The organism is Mycetohabitans sp. B46 (genome assembly GCF_037389205.1).
Classification (GTDB): Bacteria; Pseudomonadota; Gammaproteobacteria; order Burkholderiales; family Burkholderiaceae; genus Mycetohabitans.
Genome location: NZ_JADBGL010000002.1, coordinates 24,282 through 47,860, shown reverse-complemented (window position 1 = coordinate 47,860; position 23,579 = coordinate 24,282). Strand labels below are relative to the sequence as shown.

The window sequence follows — 23,579 nt, the reverse complement described above, 5'->3', positions numbered from 1 at the left end:
TCAAAGGGTCGTCAGCCGCGGCGCGTCGGGCGCGGCAGGTGGCTTAGACGCCGAGCAACTCCACCTCAAACACGAGCGTTGCATTCGGTGGGATGACACCGCCTGCGCCGCGTGCGCCATAGCCCAATTGCGGCGGGATCGTCAGCCGCCGCACGCCGCCCACACGCATTCCCTGCACGCCTTCGTCCCAGCCGCGGATGACCATGCCGGCGCCCAGTGCGAACGAAAACGGCTGGTTGCGGTCCTTGCTGGAATCAAACTTCTGTCCGTCGGTAAGCCAGCCGGTGTAGTGCACGCTGACCGTCTGGCCTGCTTGAGCTTGCGCACCGCTACCTGTGGTCAAATCATCGTATTGCAGCCCGGAGGCGGTCGTTACAGTGGCCATGGCGGGGATTCCTTGAGTTAAAAGCCGACATCGTAGCGCAAACGGCCGGGTACTGGCGGGATCGAGACTTGCTAGAAGGGGAGCCTTGCTGGGATCCGGCTCTGATCTGCACAGGCAGTGGCGCGAGCTGGATCCTTTGTCGGCGCGGATCGTGACAGCGCCAGCGCGATGCCTATAATACCCGTCACGGCTTGGCGTTCCGGTCCGTGCTTTGCCAAATGGAGAAATTGTATTGAGTCGCTCTATTCCTGCATCGGGCAACTTTGACGGTGAGCCCAACGATGCGTTGGCCGCCCGCGCGGCCTACCTGCAGACCGTTGCCGCTTTGTTTGCGCGCGATCGCGTGTTGTCGGTGGCGTCGCATGACTTGCGCAGTCCGCTCAACGGCATTCACAGTTGGATCTACGTCTTGGAGAGCAAGGTGGGGCAGGCCGAGCCCACCATTGCGCGAGCATTGGCCGGCTTGCGCACGGGCGTGGAGCAGCAGGTACGCATCATCGAGGATGTCATCGATGCTACCCGCGCGCAAAGCAAGGCGCTGCCGCTGGACAAGACGATGCTCGACGTCGAACATGTCGTCGCGCACGTCGTGCAATGCCTGGATGCGACTTTCGCGCGCGAACGCGCCACGGCGATCGAGGTGCGCTGGCCGCCGTCGCGTATCTCGATCGTGGCGGACGGCGCGCGCATTGTGCAGGCGCTGTGGGCGGCGTTGGCGTATGCCGTGGACGCGTCGCGTCCTGGCGGGACGGTCAGCATGGAAAACGTCTTTGAGGACGGTGTATGGCGGGCGAGTATCCAGTTCCAGCCGTCCGATGCACTGACCAACCCGGACTTGCCCCATGCGTTCGAACCATTCCTGCGCGGGGCGACACCGGTGCAGGGCACCGACGGGATGCCGCTCGCCCTGTCCGTCACGCAGCGTGTCGTGCTGGCGCACGGTGGCAAATCGAGTGCGGTGAGCGGGACCGATGGTTTTACCTCGATCGCGTTGACGTTGCCCGAGCGCGGATGAGCAGGCTGCCGGGCGTCGCGCTGTCAGCCGCTGGCCCGCTTGTGATGATGGCGCATGCGGCGCGTGCGCGCCTCGTTGACCGCGTCGCCGTGCGCATCGGCTAGCAGCACGGCCGGCAGTTGGACCCGTACATCGCGCAAATACAGTCGGCGTCCGACAGGTGCCGGACGGGCCTCTGCGCAGCGGCTCGCCCGGCGCCCGTACCTTCTCCACGATCCCGTACGCGCGCGCATGTCCGATCACGTCGCAGGCGTCGTCCGGCCGTTGCGGCTCCTGTTCCTGCGTATACAGCCGCAGGATGAATGCCATGTATGGCATCGAAGACTTCCAGCCGCTCGATGCGCATCCCTGCCAGCGCTTCGATGCTGGAGAAGCGTCGTCAATTGATCTTGCCGGCGGCGGTGCGTCACCATGCAAGACGGAAGTGCTGTCGCTTGAGCAGCCGATGTAGCAGTTTGTGCCCGGCCGGTGTGTCGCCGGAATACGCGCTCAACAATTGCGCCAATGCATCGTGGCCGTACGGCGTACCCGGGGCTATCATCGACATCATGAATGAGGCTTCTTACCGTTTTGTCGCGTTCCATCCGTGGAATGACACAGGGCGCGACTTCGTCGTCGGTGACCTGCACGGCTGCACCGATGCGCTGCGCTATCTGTTAGCGCAGGTGAGGTTCCATGGGGCGCACGACCGTCTGTTTTCGGTGGGAGACCTGGTCGATCGCGGTGAGCATCCTGTTGAGGCGCTCACGTTGTTGGAGAGGCCATGGTTCTTCGCGGTCAAGGGCAATCACGAGGCGGTGATGTGCGATGTGGCCGACGGCGTGTTGCCACAGACGGCTTGGGATTCGGTAGGCGGTGCGTGGGCGCGCGCGCTACCGGCCGAGAGGCTGAGCCGCTACGCGGCGCGCGTCAGGCGTTTGCCGTTGGCGCGTGTCGTAGGCAGCGGCGCGCGGCGCTTCAACGTGCTGCATGCCGAGTTCTTCGGTGACGACCTCACGCTGGATGCCGCGCAATTCGACGAACGCACGCGCGCGCGCCTACTATGGGGGCGGCAGTTGATCTCAGGCGGGGTCGACCCGCGCGTGCAACGGGGACTATCGCATACTTACTGCGGGCATACGCCGGTGCCCGAGGTCCGCACGGTCGGCGCGCAGACGTTCGTCGATACAGGCGCGTTCTCGCCGCATGGTGCGCTGTCGATAGTGGACGTGCATAGCGGCCGCATCCATGCGATCTCGACTCACGAGGCGCTGCGGCGGGGCGCCGCGTCGTTGGACTGGCCCACGCACAGTTAGCCGACCTGGGTCAGTTCGAACACGATGTCGATGCGGCTGCCATTCCAGTTGTATTCCAGATAGGCGGCATGGTGGCATTGCCGCAGCAGCGTGGTCCGGAACGCCGCCAGGCACTCGCCATGCGGGTCGCGCACGGAAGGATACGCGATGCCTGCGTGGCCCGCATGGCGGGCGGCTGTGCCGAGCGCCTGGCCGAACGTGTAGTCGTGCGGATGCAGGATGGTCGACGCGAGGGCATTCCGTTGCTCACGCAGATCCAGCACGCTGCCTTGCGCGTTAACCGTGTAGAGCCGCATTGGCTGGCGCATCGGCGGCTCATGCGTTGCCGACAGGAACAACGTGGTGTGATAGCGGGTTTCGGCGATTGCGGTACGAGCGTCGCGCGCGCAATAGAACACGCCGAATGTGCCCGGCGAGAAGCGACTGCCGGCGGGATTCAAATGGGTGAGCGCCGCCATGATCGGACCGTAGCCTGGACCGAAGCGGCGCTCTTCGGGGGGCACCAGGTCGATTTCGCCGACTTCGGTGCGCAGGCGATCGTTGGTGATCGCCTCGAGCGCGTACAGCGCGTCGAAGTCGCTGGCTGATGCGACGCGATCGAACAGGTTGATCGCCGGCAAGCGTGTCGGCACCACCCGGTAGGCAGGCTGCCACTGAAGCGTAGCGATGGGCCAGCAGCCCGGGTCGCGTAGCGCCGCAAGGAGGGGCTCGCGGACCTCACTTTGGGTATTGCCAAAAGGCTGAGCAGTGCTGTACTCGTCGTTCAAGCCCAACCTCCGCGCATCGCGTCAAGGTATTGTCGCACGGCGACCAGGTCGCTGAGATTACCTGCCAGCATCCGGTCCAGCGCGCGCTTGCCGTTGAACGGTGGCGCGCTGTTGGGTCGCTTGACCCAGCCGTCGGCGGCATCCGGCTGCGGCAGCAGGATCTGCAGCGCCTTGTAAATGCCGAGCAAATGCGAGAGCCGCTCGAGCGTATCGCGTGACAGCCGTGCCGCATCGGGCGCGGCTTTCCACTTGAAGAACGTCGAGCGCCCCGGGGAGCCCAGCAGCACGAGTTGTTCATCGACCGACAGTTGCCAGTCATGGGCAATGTTGAAGAACGCGCGCAGTCCAGCGGCGGACATTTCGGCCAGCGTTGGCTGGCGGGCGGGCGTTATCGGCGCGGCGGCCCCGTCAGCGACTCGAATTGGGCGGCTCATCGGGTACCTCATCTACGTGTGAACTATTGGTCTAATATAGTCCATAAAAAGATTTTTACAAGTCGGCCAAACGGCTAATTCGCTTGCCCCACACGCCGTGCTCGATCCAGACGCGCGAACAGCAGGGCGATCTGCCGGCCACACTACGATCAACGTCATGCCCATCAACGGGAACACGACGCTCAGCAACGCCAGGGCCGCCGTCCAGCTACGCATCGGCATAGGGTGACGCGGGCAGTACAAAGCGCCTATGCCGCCGGCCGGGCCTTGCACCCCATGATGGCACCGGTGACGATCCTCGCCGCGAGCCCGATCGACAGAGCCGTGCATAGCAACGGGTTGACCAAGCTTAAGTCGCGGCCCATATGTAGGGCGGTGCCGTACGAAGTCGCCCGCGAAACCGTGCCGTAGTCGCGATAGCCGATGTCGCGCAAGATCGCGCCGCTGTTTGGATGAAGGTAGACCGTGCGCACATGCTGCGGATCGTCTGGAAAATCCGACACGGTATAGACGGCCGCTGACCGAGCCAGGCAGGGTGACTCATGGACGTGCGGCACGCCAGTTGCGATTATGCGAGCGTATCGACTACACCACCGTCCACGCGCAATGCGGCACCGGTTGTGGCGCTGGCTTGCGGCGAGCACACGTACACGACCATGTTCGCGACTTCCTCGGGCGTGGCCGCACGACGCAGGATCGAGCTACCGCGATGGGTCACGACGAATTCGTCGGCGGCTTGCTCGACGCTTTGACCTTGTTCACGCGCCGGCTGCTCGAGCATCGCCCGAAAGCCCGCCGACAGCGTTGGCCCCGGTAGTACGGCATTAACGGTGACGCCGCTGCCGGCTGCGTATTTCGCGATGCCGCGCGCGATCGACAACTGCGCGGTCTTGGATAAGCCGTACGCAAGCATGTCGGGTGGGATGTTGAGCGCCGACTCCGATGAAATGAACACCACGCGCCCCCAGCGGCGCTCCATCATGCCTTTCAAGTAGCTGCGCGTCAGCCGCACGCCGGACATGACGTTCGCTTCGAAATAACGGTGCCAATCCTCGTCAGGCGTCGAGAAGATGTCACCGGGCCCAAACACGCCGAGGTTGTTCACCAAGATGTCGACGTCGGGGAACGCGGCGCTGAACGCATCGCAACCGTGCACATGCGACAGGTCCGCGGCGAAGCCGCGTAGCGCGGCGTCCGGCACGGTCGCGCGGATCGTGCGCAATGCGTGGTCCACGGAATCCTGCTTGCGGCCGTTGACGATCGTGAGCGCGCCGGCTGCGGCCAAACCTGTCGCGATCGCGAGTCCAATGCCGGCGGTCGAGCCGCTGACGGCGGCGGTTTTTCCTGACAGATCGATTTTCATCGCGAATGCTCCACTTGTTGGAAGTGAAAGGAGGTTGTCGGGAGTGTCATCGTAGCGAAGACTTGCCGGGCCAGCTTGGCGTGTTGACCGGCGCGATGCTGTACGCGTCGTCATGCGCTCAATCGTAGCGTATGCGTCGCCGGCATGAGAACCCGGTGAAGGTGTCACGCCACAAAAAAATGCCGCAACTCGGGGCACGTTTCCCCGGTTGCGGCCTCCGCTCCATGCGCGCGCCGCGCGACGGGCACGGCACGTGGTGCTCGCTTACGCTGCAGCGTCCTTGAGCTTCTTCAGCGCACGTGTCTTGATGCGAACCGTGGCCGGCTTTGCATCAAACCAGCGTTCCTCGCCGGTAAACGGATCCTTGCCGAAACGGCGCTTCTTGGCCGGCACGGCTTGCACCGTGATTTTCAGCAGGCCGGGCAGCGTGAACTCGCCCACGCCCTTTTTGTGCACGGCGCCGAGGACCGTCTGCTCCAGCGCGGCGAGCACGGCCTTAGCGGCCTTGGGCTCGACTTGTGCGCGTTCGGCGATATGGGCGCTGAGGCTGGCCTTCGTGAAAGTCTCCTTGATCGGTGCAGCGACGCCGTTAGCGACAGCCACCTTTTTCGCAGGGGCTTTCTTTGCAGGGGCCTTTTTGGCAGGAGCCTTTGTCGCAGCAGCTTTTTTCGCTACAGGTTTTGCAGAGGTTTTCGTCGTCGGTTTTTTTGTGGCCATCGTATTGAAATGCCCGGTAGTTGAGAATCCTCGCCGGAGCCGCGCGTCACGCATTTATCCGACGAGTGGCTTATTCTACGTTGGCTGATGGGCTTATCGCTAGCTACGTTCCTTAAGCGCAACATTGTTGACGTCTTTGGGCTCGGGCGGCATGCGCGATGAGGCACGCGTACCGCGGGTTCATTCGCGACTATGCGGTGGCGGGCCAGTCGATCATGCGGTTGCCGCAGGCTGGCATTTATCCCCGTTGCAATAACCGAAGCCGGCTAAGGCGGCTCACGGCATTAAAGCGTTGCTATGAGCGCGGCTGCATGCTGATCAGCTGCACGTCGAGCGCCTGACTCGATATCGGCGGCCGGTAGGCTTTCCAGCGTGCTCGCACGAATGGCCGCTCGTGGCCGGACAGTTGCAGTGCGATCCGTGTGACCCACCGGTGAGTCGGCGCATGATAGCTGTGCAGCGATATGGCGAGCCCGATCAGGCTCGCGGCCACGACCCAGCACGACACGCGCGCGGCCGGGCTAGGCTCATGCTGCGCCGCCCATACAATCCAACCCAGCGACACAGCCGCGCCAAGCGCGCAGCCGGCAACGACTTCGGATACCGAATGAGCATCCAGCACGACTCGCGATACGCCGATTGCGGCACCCGCGATGAGCCCTGCGGCTAGCACCACCAGTCGCAGCATGACCGGTGCGCCGCGCGTGCTCAGGAACGCCGCGGCCGGCAGTACCGCGGTCGCCAGCATTGAATGGCCGCTGATGCCGGTGAAATCCAGTGAGCGTACACCAATGCCCCAGCCGAGGAAGGCCACCTTGGTGACCAGCACGAGCGCGATACCGGCGCCGAGAAGGCCCGACCACGCGAGCGCGCTGCGCCAGGTATGGCTCACGCTGAGCCACAGCGCGATGGCCGCGGCGACGGGCAGCATGACGCCCGCTCCGCCGAACGCGGTAATGAGGACCCAGGTGGTCGGCGCAAGGTCTGGCATGGTTGGGCAATGACGCGAAATCGACAAAGGTCGGGTTGCGGTATGGCACAAGTATAACCGCGTGTATGGCGTGCCTTGGCCACGGCATTTCGCAGGTGAGCATCGCGAACACGGCCTTGGTAACCCGCCTCAGGCTGTCTCGCACGATCGCGCACGAGGCTGCCCGAGGGGAATTCCACATCAGGCTGGCCGCGGCAGGCGCGGATCATGCCGACTGGCCGGCGCGCGCACGCTCCAGGTTCGGCAGCAAGATGGTGACGATGCCGATCAGCGGCAGGAACGCACACACGTGGTAGACGAACCGCACGCTGGTAGTGTCGGCCAGCCAGCCGAGCACGGCGGCGCCCACGCCGCCCATGCCGAACGCAAAGCCGAAGAACAGGCCGGCGATCATGCCCACCTTACCGGGGACCAGCTCCTGTGCATACACGAGGATCGCGGAGAAGGCCGATGCGATCACCACGCCGATGATGACCAGCAGCACGCTGGACCAGAACAGGTTGGCGTACGGCAGCGCCAATGTGAAGGGGGCGACGCCGAGAATCGATGCCCATATCACATACTTGCGACCGATCCGGTCACCGATGGGTCCGCCGATCACCGTGCCGGCGGCGACTGACGCGAGGAAGATGAACAAATGAACCTGTGCCGATTGCACCGACAGGTGGAATTTGTCGATCAGGTAAAAGGTGAGGTAACTGTTGATGCTGGCCAAGTAGAAGTACTTTGAGAAGATCAGCAGCATGAGCACACCGATGGCGGTGGCGATGCGCGAGCGCGCCAACGCCACGTGGGCCGTGCTGGAGCGGGACTTTTTCGTGGACGGATGGCTACGGTACCAGCGTCCGACATTGAACAGGATCACGATGCCGACCAGTGCCGCGAGCGAGAACCAGGCGATGCTCGGCTGCCCGTGCGGGATGATGATCCAAGCGGCCAGCAACGGTCCGAGCGAGGTGCCGAAGTTGCCGCCGACCTGAAACAGCGACTGTGCGAGTCCGTGACGGCCGCCAGAGGCCATGCGTGCGACGCGCGAGGACTCGGGATGGAACACCGACGAGCCGCAACCGACGAGCGATGCGGCCAGCAACAGCATCGGGAAAGTGCCGGCCACGGACATCAGGAGCAATCCACACAATGTGAAACCCATGCCGATGGGCAGCGAGAACGGTTTCGGGTGCTTGTCGGTGTACAGGCCCACGAGCGGCTGCAGCAGCGAGGCCGTGACCTGGTAGGTCAGCGTGATCAGCCCGATCTGGCCGAAGCTCAATTGGAAGTTGGCTTTGAGCATCGGATAGATTGCCAGGATCAACGACTGAATCATGTCGTTGAGCAGGTGCGAGACGCTGATTGCGCCGAGCACCGAGAACACGGTTGCGCCAGCCCGCGTGGTGGTGGCGCTGAGTGTAGCGCCACCGGAATTACCAGCGGCGGCCGCGGTCTGTTTGTCGAGCGTGGACATCGATTTTTCTCGTCTGTGGGTCGAGGGCTGCGGTAGCCGATGCGGGCGTACCATCATGGTGCGACGTTGAGTTTAATTTGGCTTAAACACGCTGTCAGGACAATTATTGTCGAGAATCGGTCAAGCTCGCCGGGCCGCATCGGCGTTGCATGCACCGTGACCGAAAAAGCCGCTGGCTCGCTTCCTGTCAGGCCGAGTTGACGCGAATGCAAGCGAGTCGATCGCAGTGTCGTAGAGCGGATGAGAGCGGCCCCACGAGGGCCGAGGAATCAGCTTATGCTTGGGCTTCCTATCGTAGCAAGGTGTAGCGTTTTTTTTACTGTATCGAACCGCACGCAGTGGTGCATCGACAATCATGAACATAGGCCAGGCCGCGCACGCGTCAGGCGTCAGCGCAAAGATGATCCGCTACTACGAAAGCATTGGGCTCGTGACGCCGCGCAGTCGCACCGATGCCGGCTATCGCGTGTATAGCGACAAGGAGGTTCACGCGCTGCGGTTCGTGCGCCATGCGAGGCGGCTGGGCTTTTCGATTGTCGATATCCGGCGACTGCTGGCGTTGTGGAACGATCGCGAGCGTGCCAGCGCACAGGTCAAGTCGATCGCGCTGGGTCACGTCGCCGAACTCGAGCAGCGCATCGCGGAGCTGTCGGCAATGCGCGACACACTGGCGCACCTGGCTGCGCATTGCTATGGCGACGAGCGAGCGGATTGTCCGATCATCGAACATCTGGCATTGGCCGACAGCGGCCCATGCGCGCATGGTGCGTCGCTACCGCTCGATGCGGACGCTGCCCGCAGCCGCCGTGCAGCACGCGGGCAGCATGTTGAGGGCGCGCTCACTGACGCGGCAGCATTACCCCAAAGCTGGCGTTCGCGTTTGCGAGGCTGAACGCTAGTTACCTATTGTTTTGTACGGCGAGTCGATCAGTATGGCCGTGCTGCGCCACTGCATGCCCCGGAACAGGTGGGGTGACGATGCCGGATGGGCCGCTCACGTAGTCCGGCGTATGTTCCTGCAGCTTGGTGTACCACGCGTTCTTGGCCAAACAGGCATGCCCATCATTCGTGCAATTCGCTGGACTTTTTTGAGGCGGATTTCTATACTCGGGTTAACCCGATTAAGGGAAATCCCTGACGTCGTTCCGGCGGGACGTCCCCCGATTCCTGGAGAACTGTGATGCTGACCTATCTGATGATGGCCTTGTCGAACTGGTTCGAAAACGCCGAACGCCGTCGTCGCGAAGCTTATTTGGCGCAGTCGGCCGATATCTTCGAACTCGAGCGGCGCATTCGTGCGCTGGAAAACCACGGTTACCGCTCGTTCTAATCCTACGCTGTACGGTGGGGGGAGCCGCCGTGTCGGGTTAGGGTTGGTCTGTGCGTTGACGGGTTGATGACGACGGTCAACCAACGTGAATCGCGTATTCTACGCGACCTAGGCTCGTCACCGACGAATCCTTTACCGTCCGACTTGCCGTCGAACGGCGCGCAACGTGACATTTCGCTGCCGCCCGCGAACAGCGGCGTTCATCCGCCGCCATTCCATCCCTCCCGAATGGGGCCGTCGATGGTGCCCGGCCTACCGAAACTGCTGATGCCGTCAACCGTCGGATCCTAGTTTGCTACGGTGACGCGAGACGGCGCTGCCGTTCGCAGTTAAGCGAAACGATATCCCATTGATCTAGGGCAACCGTGCATGGACTATGCCGATGCCGCAACACGGCGCGCGGTTTGCTGCGCCGCATCGCATCGCACTGCCGTCAGTCTCTAGTCCTCAGTCGTCGCTTACCTCCAGTACGAAGCGGGCTTGCCGGTCAACGCCCAGTGCGTCGACAAGCCAGGGCAGGGTTTCGTGCAGCGCCGCAGCCAGCGTATACGGCGGATTGAGCACGAACATGCCGCTGCCGTACAGTCCCAGACCGTCTTTCGGCACCGCGCCGACGCTCAGTGCCACATGCAACCAACGGTCTTGCCGCAAGCGCTTGAGTTGGGCGGGAAAGCGTTGCGCTTCGAGCCGCGTGACCTGCGGGTACCAGATCGCATAGACGCCCGTCTCAAAGCGCTTCAGGCACTCTTGGACGCAACCTAGGGTGCGCGCGTAGTCGCGCTTGTCCTCGTAGGAGGGATCGATCAGTGTCAAGGCGCGCCGTGGCGGAGGCGGCAGCAATGCCTTGATTGCCTCGAAGCCGTCACCGCCGACGATGATCGCGCGCCGCCCGGCATCGCGAAAATTGCTGCGTAGCACGTCGATCTCTGTCGTATGCATCTCGAACAGCCGCATCCGATCCTGCTCGCGCAGCCTCTGCCAAGCGAGATAGGGGGAGCCGGGGTAGAAACGCAGTTCGCCATCCGGATTCAATGCGCGCACGGCATCCACATAATCGGCCAGCGGCGCCGGCAGATCGGAGCGTTTCCACAACCGCGCAATACCTGTCTCGAATTCGAGCCGCTTCTGCGCGTAACCTTCGTGCAGCGCGTATGCGCCGGCGCCCGCGTGCGTGTCGATATACCAGAACGCCTTGTCTTTCTGCGCAAGATAGCGCAGAAGGTGCACGACGACGCAATGCTTGAGTACGTCGGCATGATTGCCGGCGTGAAAGGCGTGACGGTAGCTGAGCATGATGCCCTAAAAGAATTTCGTCGATACGATATACCGCCATACGAGACGGTGGCATGGGTGTTGCAAGGCGGCGCTCAATACTACGATCCCCGTGGGCAATACACCGCTGCGCCGCTGCGGCGACTGGCCGCGCTACGCGGGTCCTAGCATGCGCTCTACCAGCTCGTGCTTGGCTTGCCGGTGGCGATGGGCGTCGAGTAGACGCCGTTCAATGTCGGCGACCGGACGGTGCGATGGCATGGCGGGCACCGTGCCATCGCCCGCCCCGGTTACTTCAATACTTGCGCGATTGCGTTGGCCACCACGTCAAGGTTGCGCGTATTGAGCGCGGCCACACAGATACGTCCGGTGTTGACCGCATAAATACCGAACTCCTCGCGCAGACGCTCGACTTGCGCGGCGTTGAGTCCTGAATACGAGAACATGCCGCGCTGCCGGTTGACGAATTCGAAATCGCGCTGCACGCCGGCGTCCTTGAGCTTTTGTACCAGGCCGCCGCGCATCGCGCGGATGCGCTCGCGCATCTGGCCAAGCTCTTGTTCCCAGAGGGCGCGCCATTCGGGATTGCCGAGCACCGCCGCCACGATCGCGCCGCCATGTGTCGGCGGATTCGAATAGTTGGTGCGGATCACACGCTTCAATTGCGACAGCACGCGCGCGCTTTCCTCGCCGCTACGCGTGATGACCGTCAGCGCGCCGACCCGCTCGCCGTACAGGGAGAACGACTTGGAAAACGACGAGGAGACGAATACGTCGATACCCGCCGACGCGAACAGGCGTACCGCCGCGCCATCTTCGTCGATGCCCTGTGCGAAGCCCTGGTAGGCCATGTCCAGGAACGGCACCAGTTCGCGTGCCTTGACCACGTCAACGATCTGTCGCCACTGTGCCTCGTCCAGATCGACACCTGTCGGGTTGTGGCAGCAGGCGTGTAGCACCACGATCGTGCCGGCCGGATAGCTGCTCAGCGCGGCGAGCAGCGCGTCGAACTTCACACCGTGGGTCGTCGGGTCGTAGTACGGATATGCCACGACTTCGAAGCCGGCGCTTTCAAACAGTGCACGATGGTTTTCCCAGCTCGGGTCACTGATCGCCACCTTCATGTTCGGCTCGATGCGCTTGAGAAAATCCGCGCCGATTTTCAGCGCACCGGTTCCGCCAAGCGCTTGCACGGTAATGACGCGGCCCTGGGCGATGAGTGGCGAGTCGTTACCCAACAACAGTTTTTGCACGGCCGTGTCGTAGGCGGCGATCCCGTCGATCGGCAGATAGCCGCGCGGCAACGCTTGCTCCAGCCGGGCCCGTTCAGCCTCGCGCACCGCGCGCAGCAGCGGAATCTTGCCTTCCTCGTTCGTGTAGACGCCCACGCCCAGGTTGACCTTTGTCGGACGGATATCGGCATTAAAAGCTTCATTCAAGCCCAGGATCGGGTCGCGCGGTGCGAGTTCGACGGCGGAGAAAAGAGACATGATCGTATTGGCAATGAGTTCGAAAAGACGGCGGGCGGCGGCCATGGCATGGTTGGGATCAAGGCCGTACAACTACCCAGTTCAACATTGTAACCAATGCCGGCCGCATTGTTCCGCGTTGGCGGGCAGCAGTGAACTATGCGCCATTGATCCGCTCCGGCGCATGGCTTACTCTGGCGCGCACCTCACGCCTATGACCGTGCCGCTGCCCGAGTCGGGCCGGTCACGGTGCCAGTGCTGAAACGCGAACGGATGCGCGGCCGGCGTGGCGGTTTCTCGAGCATGGCGGTTGCGCCTCGAGATCCCGCTCGGCCCCGTATCGTGCCAAAACGCTAGAATGTACGTTTGCTTGTCCCGGCCGGAAGGAACGACCCATGTCCGCATTGCACACCGAGAACGATCACGCGCTCGACGAGAGCAAATTCGTTGTCTTCGATGGATCGCCCTACCAGCTGTACCAGCCGTTTCCACCGGCAGGTGATCAGCCGGAGGCCATTCGTCAATTGGTCGAGGGTATCCAGGACGGCCTCGCGTTCCAGACGCTGCTCGGCGTGACCGGCTCCGGCAAAACGTTCACGATGGCCAATGTAATCGCTCGGCTCGGCCGCCCGGCGATCGTATTTGCCCCGAACAAGACGCTGGCCGCGCAGCTGTATTCCGAGTTCCGTGAGTTTTTTCCGCGCAACGCGGTTGAATATTTTGTGTCGTATTACGACTACTACCAGCCCGAAGCGTATGTGCCGCAGCGCGACTTGTTCATTGAAAAGGACTCGTCGGTCAACGAGCACATCGAGCAGATGCGGCTGTCGGCTACCAAGAGCCTGCTGGAGCGGCGTGATGTTGTGATCGTCGCGACGGTCTCGGCAATCTACGGGATCGGCAATCCGTCGGAATACCATCAGATGATCCTCACGCTGCGTGACGGTGACCGCGTCGGCCAGCGCGACATCATCGCCCGGCTGATTGCCATGCAGTACATGCGCAACGATGTCGATTTCCAGCGTGGCACATTCCGCGTGCGGGGCGATACTATTGACGTGTTTCCGGCCGAGCATGCCGAAATGGCGGTGCGCGTCGAGTTGTTCGATGACGAAGTCGAGTCGTTGCATTTGTTCGACCCGCTGACCGGGCGGGTGCGGCAACGTATCCCGCGCTTCACCGTCTACCCATCGTCGCATTATGTAACGCCGCGCGATACGGTGTTGCGAGCGGTTGAGACGATCAAGGAGGAGTTGCGCGAGCGGCTCGCGTTTTTCCACCAGGAAGGCAAGCTTGTCGAGGCGCAGCGGCTCGAGCAGCGCACCCGGTTTGATCTTGAGATGCTTCAAGAGCTTGGTTTCTGCAAGGGCATCGAGAACTATTCGCGGCATTTCTCGGGTGCCGCGCCCGGCGAGCCCCCGCCAACGCTGTGCGACTATCTGCCGGCCGATTCGCTGATGTTTTTGGACGAGTCGCATGTGCTGATCGGCCAGCTCAACGCTATGTACAACGGGGACCGGGCGCGCAAGGAAAACTTGGTCGAGTACGGGTTCCGCCTGCCGTCCGCGCTGGACAACCGCCCACTAAAGTTTCACGAATTCGAGCGCAAGATGCGCCAGGCGGTGTTCGTGTCGGCGACGCCGGCCGGCTACGAGCAGCGCAACGCGGGCCAAGTCGTCGAGCAAGTGGTGCGACCCACCGGGCTAGTGGATCCGCAGATCGAGGTCCGTCCCGCCATTTCTCAAGTCGATGATGTGCTGTCAGAAATCAACCAGCGTGTGGCGGCTGGCGAACGGGTGCTGGTCACCGTGCTAACCAAGCGCATGGCCGAGCAACTGACCGAGTTTCTTGCCGACCACGGCGTGAAGGTACGCTATTTGCATAGCGATATCGATACGGTCGAGCGAGTGGAGATCATTCGTGACCTGCGGCTGGGTACCTTTGACGTGTTGGTCGGCATCAATCTGCTGCGCGAAGGGCTCGATATCCCGGAGGTGTCGCTCGTGGCGATCCTGGATGCGGACAAGGAGGGGTTCCTGCGCGCAGAGCGCTCGCTGATCCAGACGATCGGGCGGGCCGCGCGCAACGTCAACGGCTACGCGATCCTGTATGGCGACACGATCACCGACTCGATGCGGCGCGCGCTCGACGAGACCGAGCGGCGGCGTCGCAAGCAGATCCAATACAACGAGCGCAACGGCATTGTGCCGCGTGGCGTCGTCAAGCGGATCAAGGACATCATCGACGGCGTCTACGACGTGGACGACGCACGCGCCGAATTGCGCGCGCAGCAGGAGCGCGCGAAGATCGAGGACATGTCGGATAAGCAGCTCGCGAAGGAAATCAAAAAGCTTGAAAAGCAGATGCTGGACTACGCAAAGAATCTCGAGTTTGAGAAGGCGGCGCAGACCCGCGACCAATTGGCGCGGCTCAAGCAACGCGCGTTCGGCGCGAGCGTCGGCGACCACGTACCGGAACTGCGCTAGGCTGCGGCCGCGACGCCGCGACGCCGCGACGCCGCTCGGAGCACCCGGAGCATCCGGAGCGCGAGCCCGCGTGGCGACGCGGCGACGAGATGTGTCGATGCGGCGCATATTGCCGCTTGGGACAACGCGCGGATCAGTGCTACACTGACGGTGTATTGAGAATTGTTCTTATTCCAGTTTTCACACACATTACAACGAGGAATGTCGATGGCAGGTTTTCGTTTAGTTCGTACCGCCACCGCTGTGGTGTCATTTGTGCTGGCAATGGGCGCCGCAGGCGCGGCGTCGGCGGCCGAGTATCCGATTGGCAAGCCGCAGATCCAAGGTGGGATGGAAGTCGGCGCGGTGTATTTACAGCCGATCACGATGGATCCGGAAGGCATGATGCGCAAGGCGTCCGACTCGGACATCCACCTGGAGGCGGACATCCATGCAGTTAAGAACAACCCGACCGGCTTTGCTGAAGGCGATTGGATGCCGTGCCTGCAGGTGCGCTACGAGTTGACCAAGCCCGGCTCGAACTACGTGCAAAAGGGCGATCTGATGGCGATGGTGGCGAGCGATGGCCCGCACTACGGCGACAATGTGAAGCTCGCGGGTCCGGGCAAGTATCACCTGAAGCTGTTTATCGCGCCGCCCGCGCAGACCGGGCATATGGCGTTCGGCCGCCACGTTGACAAGGAAACCGGCGTCGGTCCGTGGTTCAAGCCGTTCGAATTGAACTATGACTTCCCGTTTGCCGGCATTGGCAAAAAGGGTGGGTACTGATCGATGAAGCGCACGCTTAAATTGCAGGGTGCGGCGTGGCTGCTCGCGTGGAGCGCCGCATTCGGCGGCGGCGTCGCCTGCGCTGCGGACCTGCCCACGTTCCGGCTCGAGATGGCGGACGGCAAGCTTAATCCGGCACGCATCGAGGTGCCGGCTGGCCAGCGCATCAAGATCGAGGTGCATAACACCGGCAAAGGCGCTGTCGAGTTCGAAAGCGTGCAGTTGCGCAAGGAGAAGGTGCTGGCGCCGGGCGCCGAGTCGTTTGTCGTGATCGCGCCGCTGTCGCCGGGCGAGTACAAGTTTTTCGATGATTTTCATCGGAACGCGCAAGGCGTGATAGTGGCAAAGTGACGGGTCGCGCAGCCGCGCGAAGGAAGATGTAATGGGTCAGATTCTGTTCGTCGTATGGCGGGAGAGCGTCGAGGCGCTGCTCGTGGTTGGCATCCTGCATGCCTGGTTAAGCAATGGCGACGCCGCCGCGCGCAAAGGATTGCCGTGGCTGTGGCTTGGCGTCGGCGCGGGATTGCTGGCGGCAGTCGGCCTGGGTGCCGCGCTGGTCGGTTTCACCGAGGTGCTGTCCGGTGATGCGCAGGATTATTTCCAAACGGCAATGGTGCTGGTCGCGTGCGTGCTGATCGTGCAGATGGTGCTGTGGATGAAGCGGCATGGCCGCACGCTCAAGCACGACATGGAAATGTCGTTGGCCGAAAGCCGGCGCAATGCAAACTGGTGGGGTGTCGCAGTGCTCGCGGCACTGGCGATCGCGCGCGAAGGCAGTGAAACGGTAATCTTTCTGTATGGGCTGGGCTTTGGCCAGTCGGGCCACGTCGATGTGACGCAATGGCTAGCCGTGCTGATCGGTCTGGCGCTTGCGTTGCTCACGTTCTATCTGCTGCAACTGGGTGGCCGGATATTCTCGTGGCGCGCGTTTTTCCGCGTTACCGAGGTCATGCTGTTATTCCTTGGTGCCGGACTGTTCGAAGCGGGCATCGATAAACTGATCGACAAGGAAATCGTGCCAACCGGCATCGATATGGTGTGGGACACGTCGCATATCCTGGACGACTCGAGTACAGTCGGCTCGCTGGTGGCGACGCTGACCGGCTATCGGGCCCATCCGGCACTGGCCAACCTCATTGCGTATGCGTTGTTTTGGCTGGTGGTCTGGGTGTTGCTGCGCCGGATCCGGCAGCGCCAAGCCTCGTGCGCGCAGAGGAAGCCCGCATGAGTAGTGTGATGCTTGCTCCACGCTCCGGCTGGTTGGCCGAGGCTGGGCACTGGATGCAGCGCCACCAGACGGTGATCCGCAATGTGCAGTGGGTCGTCGTGCTCATTTATGCGCTGTTGATCCTGGTGCCGGCGTTCATGCCCCTACCGGACGATACCGCGCATATCTGGTCGAACCTCACGGTATTCGCGCAGTTCGTGTTTTGGGGCATCTGGTGGCCGTTCGTGCTGCTGTCGATGGTGATGCTCGGGCGTGTATGGTGCGGCGTGCTGTGCCCGGAAGGTACCCTGTCCGAGTTCGCGAGCAAGCATGGGCTGGGCCGTCCGATCCCGCGCTGGATGCGCTGGGGCGGGTGGCCGTTCGTCGCGTTCGGGCTCACGACGATCTATGGACAAATGGTCAGCGTGTACCAGTATCCGAAGGCGGTGCTGCTGGTGCTCGGCGGGTCGACCGTTGCCGCCATCGTGATTGGCCTGCTGTATGGCCGGGAAAAACGGGTGTGGTGCAAGTATCTGTGTCCGGTCAATGGCGTATTCGCGCTGCTGGCGCGGCTCGCCCCGCTGCGCTATCGGGTTGATGAGCAGGCGTGGCGCCGTTCATACACGCAAGGCGAGCATGGGCACCGTGTGATCCCGGTGAACTGCGCGCCGCTCGTGCCGTTGCGAAACATGAAGGGTGCGTCGGCCTGTCATATGTGTGGCCGTTGCAGCGGCCATCGCGATGCGATCGCGCTGACGTGGCGCTCGCCGGCACAGGAAGTCGTGGAGCTGGGCGAAGAGGCGGCGAACCGCTGGGACACCGCGTTGATTTTGTACGGGTTGCTCGGCATCGCGATCGGCGCGTTTCATTGGACCGTCAGCCCGCTGTTTGTCTCGATCAAGCAATCGCTGGCCGCGTGGCTGATCGACCACGACATGATGTGGCCGCTGCAGGCCAATGCGCCATGGTTCATCTTCACGCACTATCCGCAGCAGAATGATGCGTTCTCGTGGCTCGACGGCGGCCTGGTGATCGGCTATATCGTCACCACGGGTTTGCTGTATGGCACGGCGCTGCTGGCGTGCGTCGCAATGGGCAATCTGCTGCTCGGCCGGTGGCGTACGTCGCGGCTGCATCACTTTGCGCAGGCATTGATCCCGCTGGCCGGCATGGGCGTGTTCCTCGGTTTGTCAGCCACTACCGTGTCGCTGCTGCGCGCCGAGCATTTGCCCCTTGGCTGGGTGCCAGATGTGCGGCTCGCGTTGCTGGCGATCGCCAACACGGCAAGCCTGTATCTCGCGGTGAAAATCATCGTCAAGCATGTCTATGGTCTCAGCGCTGGTGTTGCCCGGGGCGTAGGCGCATTACTGTGCTTCATCGCGGCGTTGGCGGTCGTCGACAGCGCATGGTGGCTGATGTTCTGGGGTTGGGCCTGAGCACGGGCCTCGCAAAGAGGCCTAAATTGACGTCGAAATCCAAATGGACGATGAAATTTGGCTAGCGCGGAGGCCCGACTTATGGCGAGGTTTGGCCTATGGCGCGGTCCGACCTGTGACAAGTGCCGACGTGCGGCAAGGTCCGACGTTGCGGCAACGTTTGCTTAACGCGCATCCTGCCCTGCGGCAAGGTTGTCCCCTGAAGGTCGGAGAGAGCTGGACCGCGGTGGCTCGATAGGGTTTGAACTTGTCTTGTGACGAAGCCTGAGTCGGCACTGAGATCAGGGTTCGGAGATTGGGCGGGGAAATCCCGCAAAAAACGGCTTCGCTGGCTATGGCGGCAGGCTTGTCAGGCGCGAAGGGGTCTAGGTCTCGCGATGATGCCGCCAAGGCTGGCTAGTGCCAAACACCTCGGATCGAGGTGGTCCCCACAATACTCGGTTGAAGCATGCTGCCTGGTAGTTGCCGGGCAGCATGCCGGTCATTTGGTTAGGATCAGCTTGCCCAGCCGCGTTGCGCGCAGCTGATACGTTTCACCGTTGTGCAGAATGCTCACGTGCGTGCGACCTTGCAGCAAGTCGTTGCTTTGCAACGCATGCGCGACATGGGCCGTGCCCACCGGCTGCGGGGCCGGCATGGCGAGCGCCGGCGCGGCACACCGGCCTCCGGGCTGGGCAGCGGAACTGCGCATCGGGCGGTTTGTCGTCCCCGAAGGCAGGCGCAGAGTGCTGAGAGAGCGGTTTGCAGTCGTCATCGAAGATGCGGTGTGTTGATCATTGACAACGAGTTTAAATGATAATTATTCTCATTAGCAATTGTGTCTATTAATTGCCGCAGCAAGTTGATAGTCGATGCCTCGGGTCAATGCAGTGTGTCAATGCACGTGTGTAGACAGTCGGCCGTTGCCCGCATATTCGCGGATTAGCCGTATCGTGTCGAGATCCGCCTCGCGATAGGCCGACTTGACAATCTCGGTCATTTGCTCGTCATCGGAACCTTGCACGGCGCTTGGTAGCGTGGTGCAGTACTCGAAGCGCACGAACAATTGCACCGGGTCCGGCTGCTCAATCGTCATCGTCAGCGATCCGCCGACATGGGCATCGGTCGCCTTGATATCGTACCGGACCTGATGTCCGGGGCTGAGCGTCACGCGATCGCGCACGGTGGCCGGCCCATAGTGCAACTCGCGCTCCATCGTATCGCCGTGGCGCGACAGGATCGTGCAACTATCTAGGCCGAGCACGAACAACTGCGGCTGTTCAGCGCGCAGCACGAGGCCTGCCCACAATTCGTCGCGGGTTAGCGTAGCGGTCAATGAGTTCAGCGGGTCGTTGACTTGGATCAGGTGTTCGAAATTCAAAGCAGTGGTGTCCTTCAACAAGCAAGGCGCGGTGTGCCGCGATGATAGCGCGAATCGACGCCCGGTTTACACAGCCGCCGCCAGTCCACTCTGAATGGTGATCGGACGCGTCAACAACTTATGGACCGGGCACGCATTGGCGACTTGCAACAAGCGTTCCCGCTGCTCGTCATCCAGCTCGCCGTGTAGCACGATCGTGCGGCGGATAGTGGATCCCTCGTCGTTCTTCTCGATATCGAGCGAAACATCGACGTCGACCAGGGGCCATTGCTTGCGCTGCGCATACATCTTCAACGTGATCGACGTGCACGCGCCCAGGCTGGACAGCAGCAGCGACATGGGCGTGGGTCCACGCTCGCCACCGCCGGCTGACGCCGGCTCGTCCGCCAGCCAGCTATGGGTGCCATCGTCGAGCAGGACCCGATACGCGTGATGGCCGATGTGCGCGGTGACGTTCGCTTCTTTCATTGTCGTCAGTCCTCCAAGTTGGCCAAAGTGGGCCGAGCAATGGTCAACGAGCAATCATTGTGACCGAAAAACGGCCGGCGCATGCATGCGTGCGCTGTGCCGTCATCACGTCTTGGCCGCCATGCGTCAACTGTACCGCAGTGCGGTACCGCAGTGCGCGCGACGCCCATCGTTCAGGCAGCGATGTGTCCAAACTTGCCGCCGCGGTAGTCCGCGACGGCTTGGCGGATCTCGTCCTCGGTATTCATCACGAACGGGCCATAGCGCACGACAGGTTCATTGAGCGGCACGCCGCCGATCAGCAGAAATTGCAGGGGCTGGTCGGTGGCACTGATCGTGATCGTATCGCCGACGTTGTCAAACACCACCATTTGCCGTGCGTCGGCCGCCGTCTGCTGGGCGCCATAGCGGCCGCCATCGTCGAGCGCATAGGCGAACACGCGAAAGCCATCCGGTACTGGATGTACCAGGGTTGTCCCGGGCTGCATCCGGAAATGCTGAAACAGAATCGGGGTGCGCGTCTGAATCGCGGCACTCACCCCGAGTGCCTCCCCGGCGATGACCCTGACGTCGATGCGCCCGTCTGGCGTGCGTGCAACCGGAATGTGCGCGCCGGGCAGTTCTTGGTAGCGAGGTGCCATCATTTTGTCGCGGCGCGGCAGGTTGACCCACAACTGGAAGCCGTGCGAGCGTCCGCCGTGCTCGAGCAATGAAGCGGCCGGCATTTCGCTATGGACCACGCCGAAGCCAGCCGTCATCCACTGGACGTCACCGGGGCCGAGTGTACCGGCGTGGCCTGCGGAGTCACGATGAGCGAACTCGCCTTCCAGCATATACGTGACTGTCTCAAAGCCGCGATGGGGATGCGCGGGCGCGCCGACGGCCTGGCCCGGCGCATAGTCAACCGGGCCCATTTCATCGAGCAGCAAGAACGGATCGAAGTGCGTCAGCGTCTGCGTCGGGAACGGCCGGTGTACGACAAATCCCGCGCCCTCCACGGTGCGCTGCGCGGGAACGACTTGCCGGACTGCGCGGGCCCCCACGTCCTGCGAGCGTGCCGCCGCGATGGTGTGTCTGGAGTGATTGAGCATCAGAATCTCCGTGATTCAATTGGGCTATTTGCATCATTTATGCAACATGAGATGATTATAGGTAACGCATTGTTGGCTGTCAGCGGGCCGTGCTGCAACGAATTGTTCTACTGATGGAACGACGACGTGAACCTGGGTCATCATGATTTAAACGACCTGCTGTACTTTTCGCAGGTGGTCGAATACGGTGGTTTTTCTGCTGCCGAGCGCGCGCTGGGCATTTCCAAATCGCGCTTGTCACGGCGGCTGTCCGACCTGGAGGCGGCGCTCGGGGTGCGGTTGTTGCAGCGCTCGACGCGCAAGCTCGCGCTGACCGAGGCGGGTGCGCTGTTCCATCGGCATTGTGTGGCGATGCTTGGCGAAGCGCGGGCCGCGTTGGATGCGGTTCACCAGCTCGGCTCGACACCGCGCGGCACGGTGCGGGTCAGCGTGCCGATGACGGTCTCCCAAACGATGCTGGCGCATTGGATGCCAGCGTTCCTGCGCCGCTATCCAGATGTGAAAGTGGTGGTGCACGTCACGAACCGGGTGATCGACTTGTTCGAGGACGAGATCGACGTCGCACTGCGGGTGCGCTCGGAGCCGCACGCGAACGCGAATATCGTCGTGCGGCCGCTATGGCGCAGGGAGCAAATGCTGGTCGGCTCGCCGAGCCTGCTGGATGCAAACCATCCGCCGATGGTGCCGGCTGACCTGGCGCGCTATGCGACGCTGTCGGTGCCTAGTGCCGATGGCCGGTACGTGTTTAAGCTGATTGCGCCGGATGGCTCACGTCACGACTACGAGCATGAACCGCGGCTGGTGACCGCCGACTTGCTGATGATCCACCAGGCGGTATTGGCCGGTGTGGGTATTGCGGTACTGCCGGACAATATCTACCAGGCGGCGATGCATGCCGGGCAATTGTCGCCGGTGATGCCCGGCTGGACATTGCCGCCGCCACAGCTGTACGCGGTGTTCTTGTCCCGGCAGGGGTTGCTGCCGGCGGTGCGCGCGTTCATCGATTTCTTGGTCGAAATGATTGAGAATGGCACGGGGACGCCGCATGATGGCCGGGCTGACGCGCTGCTGTGCCCGGATTCGACGCGACATGACCGGGAGCGTGCGGCCGACAGTTAGCGCGTCGGCATTGAAGCACGCGTTTGCGATCGAGCAAACGTCATGTCCCACTGCTTGAAGGCGCCGTGAGCGCCAGGCCCTTCTCGCGAGGGGCCGCGGCCGCTCCATGTTGCGCCGGTCTGCGGATCCCAGTATTGGGATTGTGTGTCCGGGTGCGGCTGTAGCCCGCCGTGCTTGGCTTAGCCGAAAACTTTTTTCGCTCAATTTATAGGCGGCGACGAGATCACGGACTTGAACGAGCGCCGCATCCCGCTGTGCAACGAAAGACCGGCTTGGGACGCGGTTCAAGGACCCGGCGGTTCTTATTCCGCCGGGCGCCTGGCGCCACGCATGCGGTTCGCGTGACTCAGCTTATTCGCCCGCGCTGGGCAACCCACCGGCTACCGCGTTAAAGCCGCTGTCGACATAGGTGATTTCGGCGGTAATCCCGGAGGACAGCTCCGAGAGCAGGAACGCGGCCACGTTGCCGACCTCCTCGATGGTCACGTTGCGGCGCAGTGGCGCGCTATGCTCGACGAATTGCAGAATCTTGCTGAAGTCCTTGATGCCGCTGGCCGCCAGCGTCTTGATCGGACCCGCCGAGATGCCGTTGACGCGCACGCCGCGCGGCCCGAGCGAAGCCGCCAGGTAGCGCACGCTGGCTTCTAGCGAGGCCTTGGCAAGTCCCATCGTGTTGTAGTGCGGCACTACGCGCTCGGCGCCCAGGTACGTCAACGTCAGCAACGACGCGGTGTCCGCCAGCATCGGCGCGGCAGCCTTGACCATGGCCGGGAAGCTGTAGGCGGAAATGTCGTGCGCGATGCGGAACCCTTCGCGCGACAGGCCATCCAGGAAATCGCCCGCGATCGCCTCGCGCGGCGCGAAGCCGATCGAGTGCACGAGCCCGTCTAGGCTGCCCCAATGCTGCTTCAGCGACGCGAACAGTGCGGTGATCTGTGCGTCATCGGCCACATCGCAAGGCAAGACCAACTCGCTGCCGAACCCGGCGGCGAACTCGGTGATGCGCTCCTTGAAGCGTTCGTCCACGTAGGTGAACGCAAGCTCGGCGCCTTCGCGGTGTGCGGCTTGCGCAATACCATATGCGATCGAGCGGTTCGACAGTAGACCCGTAATAAGGATGCGTTTGCCAGCCAGAAAACCCATG

General features: G+C 62.6%; 25 protein-coding genes and 1 pseudogene. 11 read left to right on the top strand and 15 right to left on the bottom strand.

The genetic code is table 11. The features are described from left to right. Nucleotides 1–43: 43 nt before the first annotated feature. The gene (locus IHE30_RS02090) at nucleotides 44–385 is read right to left on the bottom strand and encodes an FKBP-type peptidyl-prolyl cis-trans isomerase (protein WP_337688469.1); all 342 of its coding nucleotides are present in this window, start codon (nucleotides 383–385) and stop codon (nucleotides 44–46) included. A gap of 232 nt (nucleotides 386–617) precedes the next feature. Between IHE30_RS02090 and IHE30_RS02085 the strand changes: the two genes are divergently transcribed. The 3 genes from IHE30_RS02085 (at nucleotide 618) to IHE30_RS02075 (ending at nucleotide 2,695) form a co-directional block, all read left to right on the top strand. Further along, nucleotides 618–1,400: a sensor histidine kinase gene (locus IHE30_RS02085; protein WP_337688468.1), complete on the top strand. Its 783-nt coding sequence runs from the start codon at nucleotides 618–620 to the stop codon at nucleotides 1,398–1,400. Between the two features lie 307 nt (nucleotides 1,401–1,707). Further along, nucleotides 1,708–1,851, top strand: coding sequence for a hypothetical protein (locus tag IHE30_RS02080; RefSeq protein WP_337688466.1), 144 nt, complete (start codon nucleotides 1,708–1,710; stop codon nucleotides 1,849–1,851). A gap of 97 nt (nucleotides 1,852–1,948) precedes the next feature. After that, nucleotides 1,949–2,695 (top strand): metallophosphoesterase, encoded by a 747-nt coding sequence (locus tag IHE30_RS02075; protein ID WP_337688465.1) that lies wholly within the window; start codon nucleotides 1,949–1,951, stop codon nucleotides 2,693–2,695. On the opposite strand, the gene IHE30_RS02070 is transcribed toward IHE30_RS02075, so the two are convergent. The 7 genes from IHE30_RS02070 to IHE30_RS02040 all read right to left on the bottom strand — a co-directional run bounded on the left by IHE30_RS02070 (nucleotide 2,692) and on the right by IHE30_RS02040 (nucleotide 8,429). Then, entirely contained in the window at nucleotides 2,692–3,363 is a 672-nt protein-coding gene (locus IHE30_RS02070; protein WP_337688969.1) for an RES family NAD+ phosphorylase, read from the bottom strand. The two genes, IHE30_RS02075 and IHE30_RS02070, sit on opposite strands and share 4 nt — an antisense overlap. Before the next feature lie 95 nt (nucleotides 3,364–3,458). Further along, nucleotides 3,459–3,896, bottom strand: a complete 438-nt coding sequence (locus tag IHE30_RS02065; protein WP_337688462.1) for an MbcA/ParS/Xre antitoxin family protein — start codon at nucleotides 3,894–3,896, stop codon at nucleotides 3,459–3,461. 248 nt (nucleotides 3,897–4,144) lie between these two features. After that, complete coding sequence (locus IHE30_RS02060) at nucleotides 4,145–4,453, bottom strand: hypothetical protein (RefSeq protein ID WP_337688461.1); 309 nt, start codon at nucleotides 4,451–4,453, stop codon at nucleotides 4,145–4,147. 11 nt (nucleotides 4,454–4,464) lie between these two features. Beyond that, complete coding sequence (locus IHE30_RS02055; RefSeq protein ID WP_337688460.1) at nucleotides 4,465–5,259, bottom strand: SDR family NAD(P)-dependent oxidoreductase; 795 nt, start codon at nucleotides 5,257–5,259, stop codon at nucleotides 4,465–4,467. A gap of 264 nt (nucleotides 5,260–5,523) precedes the next feature. After that, nucleotides 5,524–5,976 (bottom strand): HU family DNA-binding protein, encoded by a 453-nt coding sequence (locus tag IHE30_RS02050; protein ID WP_013435012.1) that lies wholly within the window; start codon nucleotides 5,974–5,976, stop codon nucleotides 5,524–5,526. 295 nt (nucleotides 5,977–6,271) lie between these two features. Next, a complete protein-coding gene (locus tag IHE30_RS02045) occupies nucleotides 6,272–6,967 on the bottom strand; it encodes a phosphatase PAP2 family protein (RefSeq protein WP_337688457.1) in 696 nt (231 codons plus the stop codon). A gap of 205 nt (nucleotides 6,968–7,172) precedes the next feature. Further along, nucleotides 7,173–8,429 carry an MFS transporter gene (locus IHE30_RS02040; protein ID WP_337688455.1) on the bottom strand — a complete coding sequence of 419 codons (1,257 nt, stop codon included), beginning with the start codon at nucleotides 8,427–8,429 and terminating at the stop codon, nucleotides 7,173–7,175. A gap of 355 nt (nucleotides 8,430–8,784) precedes the next feature. Here IHE30_RS02040 and cueR point away from each other — a divergent pair. Next, nucleotides 8,785–9,165: pseudogene (gene cueR / locus IHE30_RS02035) on the top strand (Cu(I)-responsive transcriptional regulator); the annotation flags it as partial. Nucleotides 9,166–9,609: 444 nt separating this feature from the next. After that, nucleotides 9,610–9,759 (top strand): DUF3563 family protein, encoded by a 150-nt coding sequence (locus IHE30_RS02030; RefSeq protein ID WP_083813437.1) that lies wholly within the window; start codon nucleotides 9,610–9,612, stop codon nucleotides 9,757–9,759. 447 nt (nucleotides 9,760–10,206) lie between these two features. On the opposite strand, the gene IHE30_RS02025 is transcribed toward IHE30_RS02030, so the two are convergent. Both IHE30_RS02025 and IHE30_RS02020 read right to left on the bottom strand, forming a co-directional pair. Then, nucleotides 10,207–11,052, bottom strand: coding sequence for a 23S rRNA (adenine(2030)-N(6))-methyltransferase RlmJ (locus tag IHE30_RS02025; protein WP_337688448.1), 846 nt, complete (start codon nucleotides 11,050–11,052; stop codon nucleotides 10,207–10,209). A gap of 269 nt (nucleotides 11,053–11,321) precedes the next feature. Further along, the gene (locus tag IHE30_RS02020; protein WP_337688447.1) at nucleotides 11,322–12,521 is read right to left on the bottom strand and encodes an amino acid aminotransferase; all 1,200 of its coding nucleotides are present in this window, start codon (nucleotides 12,519–12,521) and stop codon (nucleotides 11,322–11,324) included. Nucleotides 12,522–12,895: 374 nt separating this feature from the next. Here IHE30_RS02020 and uvrB point away from each other — a divergent pair, with 374 nt between their 5' ends. The 5 genes from uvrB (at nucleotide 12,896) to IHE30_RS01995 (ending at nucleotide 18,397) form a co-directional block, all read left to right on the top strand. After that, nucleotides 12,896–14,986, top strand: a complete 2,091-nt coding sequence (gene uvrB / locus IHE30_RS02015; protein WP_337688445.1) for an excinuclease ABC subunit UvrB — start codon at nucleotides 12,896–12,898, stop codon at nucleotides 14,984–14,986. 207 nt (nucleotides 14,987–15,193) lie between these two features. Beyond that, the gene (locus IHE30_RS02010; protein WP_443193578.1) at nucleotides 15,194–15,754 is read left to right on the top strand and encodes an iron transporter; all 561 of its coding nucleotides are present in this window, start codon (nucleotides 15,194–15,196) and stop codon (nucleotides 15,752–15,754) included. A 3-nt stretch (nucleotides 15,755–15,757) separates the two neighbouring features. Beyond that, nucleotides 15,758–16,105 carry a cupredoxin domain-containing protein gene (locus tag IHE30_RS02005; protein WP_337688444.1) on the top strand — a complete coding sequence of 116 codons (348 nt, stop codon included), beginning with the start codon at nucleotides 15,758–15,760 and terminating at the stop codon, nucleotides 16,103–16,105. 31 nt (nucleotides 16,106–16,136) lie between these two features. Further along, nucleotides 16,137–16,982: an FTR1 family iron permease gene (locus tag IHE30_RS02000; RefSeq protein ID WP_337688443.1), complete on the top strand. Its 846-nt coding sequence runs from the start codon at nucleotides 16,137–16,139 to the stop codon at nucleotides 16,980–16,982. After that, entirely contained in the window at nucleotides 16,979–18,397 is a 1,419-nt protein-coding gene (locus IHE30_RS01995; protein WP_337688441.1) for a 4Fe-4S binding protein, read from the top strand. The genes IHE30_RS02000 and IHE30_RS01995 overlap by 4 nt, the downstream gene beginning before the upstream one ends. A gap of 481 nt (nucleotides 18,398–18,878) precedes the next feature. Here IHE30_RS01995 and hemP read toward each other — a convergent pair whose 3' ends face one another. From hemP to IHE30_RS01975, 4 genes are all read right to left on the bottom strand, one after another. Beyond that, nucleotides 18,879–19,151 carry a hemin uptake protein HemP gene (gene hemP, locus IHE30_RS01990; protein ID WP_337688439.1) on the bottom strand — a complete coding sequence of 91 codons (273 nt, stop codon included), beginning with the start codon at nucleotides 19,149–19,151 and terminating at the stop codon, nucleotides 18,879–18,881. A 120-nt stretch (nucleotides 19,152–19,271) separates the two neighbouring features. Then, nucleotides 19,272–19,757, bottom strand: a complete 486-nt coding sequence (locus IHE30_RS01985; protein ID WP_337688438.1) for an SRPBCC family protein — start codon at nucleotides 19,755–19,757, stop codon at nucleotides 19,272–19,274. 66 nt (nucleotides 19,758–19,823) lie between these two features. Then, nucleotides 19,824–20,225, bottom strand: coding sequence for an OsmC family protein (locus IHE30_RS01980; RefSeq protein ID WP_337688437.1), 402 nt, complete (start codon nucleotides 20,223–20,225; stop codon nucleotides 19,824–19,826). A 173-nt stretch (nucleotides 20,226–20,398) separates the two neighbouring features. Beyond that, the gene (locus IHE30_RS01975; RefSeq protein ID WP_337688436.1) at nucleotides 20,399–21,316 is read right to left on the bottom strand and encodes a pirin family protein; all 918 of its coding nucleotides are present in this window, start codon (nucleotides 21,314–21,316) and stop codon (nucleotides 20,399–20,401) included. A gap of 126 nt (nucleotides 21,317–21,442) precedes the next feature. Between IHE30_RS01975 and IHE30_RS01970 the strand changes: the two genes are divergently transcribed. Further along, nucleotides 21,443–22,435, top strand: coding sequence for a LysR family transcriptional regulator (locus IHE30_RS01970; RefSeq protein WP_337688435.1), 993 nt, complete (start codon nucleotides 21,443–21,445; stop codon nucleotides 22,433–22,435). Nucleotides 22,436–22,786: 351 nt separating this feature from the next. Here IHE30_RS01970 and fabI read toward each other — a convergent pair whose 3' ends face one another. After that, nucleotides 22,787–23,578 (bottom strand): enoyl-ACP reductase FabI, encoded by a 792-nt coding sequence (fabI, locus tag IHE30_RS01965; RefSeq protein ID WP_337688434.1) that lies wholly within the window; start codon nucleotides 23,576–23,578, stop codon nucleotides 22,787–22,789. Between the last annotated feature and the right edge of the window lies 1 nt (nucleotide 23,579).

What these genes read in the sequence shown, in the direction of transcription:
- IHE30_RS02000 (WP_337688443.1), top strand. Translation starts at nt 16,137, where the DNA reads ATGGGTCAGATTCTGTTCGTCGTATGGCGGGAGAGCGTCGAGGCGCTG.
- IHE30_RS01980 (WP_337688437.1), bottom strand. Translation starts at nt 20,225, where the DNA reads ATGAAAGAAGCGAACGTCACCGCGCACATCGGCCATCACGCGTATCGG.
- IHE30_RS01975 (WP_337688436.1), bottom strand. Translation starts at nt 21,316, where the DNA reads ATGCTCAATCACTCCAGACACACCATCGCGGCGGCACGCTCGCAGGAC.
- IHE30_RS02010 (WP_443193578.1), top strand. Translation starts at nt 15,194, where the DNA reads ATGGCAGGTTTTCGTTTAGTTCGTACCGCCACCGCTGTGGTGTCATTT.
- IHE30_RS02065 (WP_337688462.1), bottom strand. Translation starts at nt 3,896, where the DNA reads ATGAGCCGCCCAATTCGAGTCGCTGACGGGGCCGCCGCGCCGATAACG.
- fabI (WP_337688434.1), bottom strand. Translation starts at nt 23,578, where the DNA reads ATGGGTTTTCTGGCTGGCAAACGCATCCTTATTACGGGTCTACTGTCG.
- IHE30_RS02080 (WP_337688466.1), top strand. Translation starts at nt 1,708, where the DNA reads ATGTATGGCATCGAAGACTTCCAGCCGCTCGATGCGCATCCCTGCCAG.
- IHE30_RS01995 (WP_337688441.1), top strand. Translation starts at nt 16,979, where the DNA reads ATGAGTAGTGTGATGCTTGCTCCACGCTCCGGCTGGTTGGCCGAGGCT.
- IHE30_RS02040 (WP_337688455.1), bottom strand. Translation starts at nt 8,429, where the DNA reads ATGTCCACGCTCGACAAACAGACCGCGGCCGCCGCTGGTAATTCCGGT.
- IHE30_RS02050 (WP_013435012.1), bottom strand. Translation starts at nt 5,976, where the DNA reads ATGGCCACAAAAAAACCGACGACGAAAACCTCTGCAAAACCTGTAGCG.
- IHE30_RS02005 (WP_337688444.1), top strand. Translation starts at nt 15,758, where the DNA reads ATGAAGCGCACGCTTAAATTGCAGGGTGCGGCGTGGCTGCTCGCGTGG.
- IHE30_RS02025 (WP_337688448.1), bottom strand. Translation starts at nt 11,052, where the DNA reads ATGCTCAGCTACCGTCACGCCTTTCACGCCGGCAATCATGCCGACGTA.
- hemP (WP_337688439.1), bottom strand. Translation starts at nt 19,151, where the DNA reads ATGACGACTGCAAACCGCTCTCTCAGCACTCTGCGCCTGCCTTCGGGG.
- IHE30_RS02030 (WP_083813437.1), top strand. Translation starts at nt 9,610, where the DNA reads ATGCTGACCTATCTGATGATGGCCTTGTCGAACTGGTTCGAAAACGCC.
- IHE30_RS02075 (WP_337688465.1), top strand. Translation starts at nt 1,949, where the DNA reads ATGAATGAGGCTTCTTACCGTTTTGTCGCGTTCCATCCGTGGAATGAC.
- IHE30_RS02020 (WP_337688447.1), bottom strand. Translation starts at nt 12,521, where the DNA reads ATGTCTCTTTTCTCCGCCGTCGAACTCGCACCGCGCGACCCGATCCTG.
- IHE30_RS02045 (WP_337688457.1), bottom strand. Translation starts at nt 6,967, where the DNA reads ATGCCAGACCTTGCGCCGACCACCTGGGTCCTCATTACCGCGTTCGGC.
- IHE30_RS02055 (WP_337688460.1), bottom strand. Translation starts at nt 5,259, where the DNA reads ATGAAAATCGATCTGTCAGGAAAAACCGCCGCCGTCAGCGGCTCGACC.
- uvrB (WP_337688445.1), top strand. Translation starts at nt 12,896, where the DNA reads ATGTCCGCATTGCACACCGAGAACGATCACGCGCTCGACGAGAGCAAA.
- IHE30_RS02090 (WP_337688469.1), bottom strand. Translation starts at nt 385, where the DNA reads ATGGCCACTGTAACGACCGCCTCCGGGCTGCAATACGATGATTTGACC.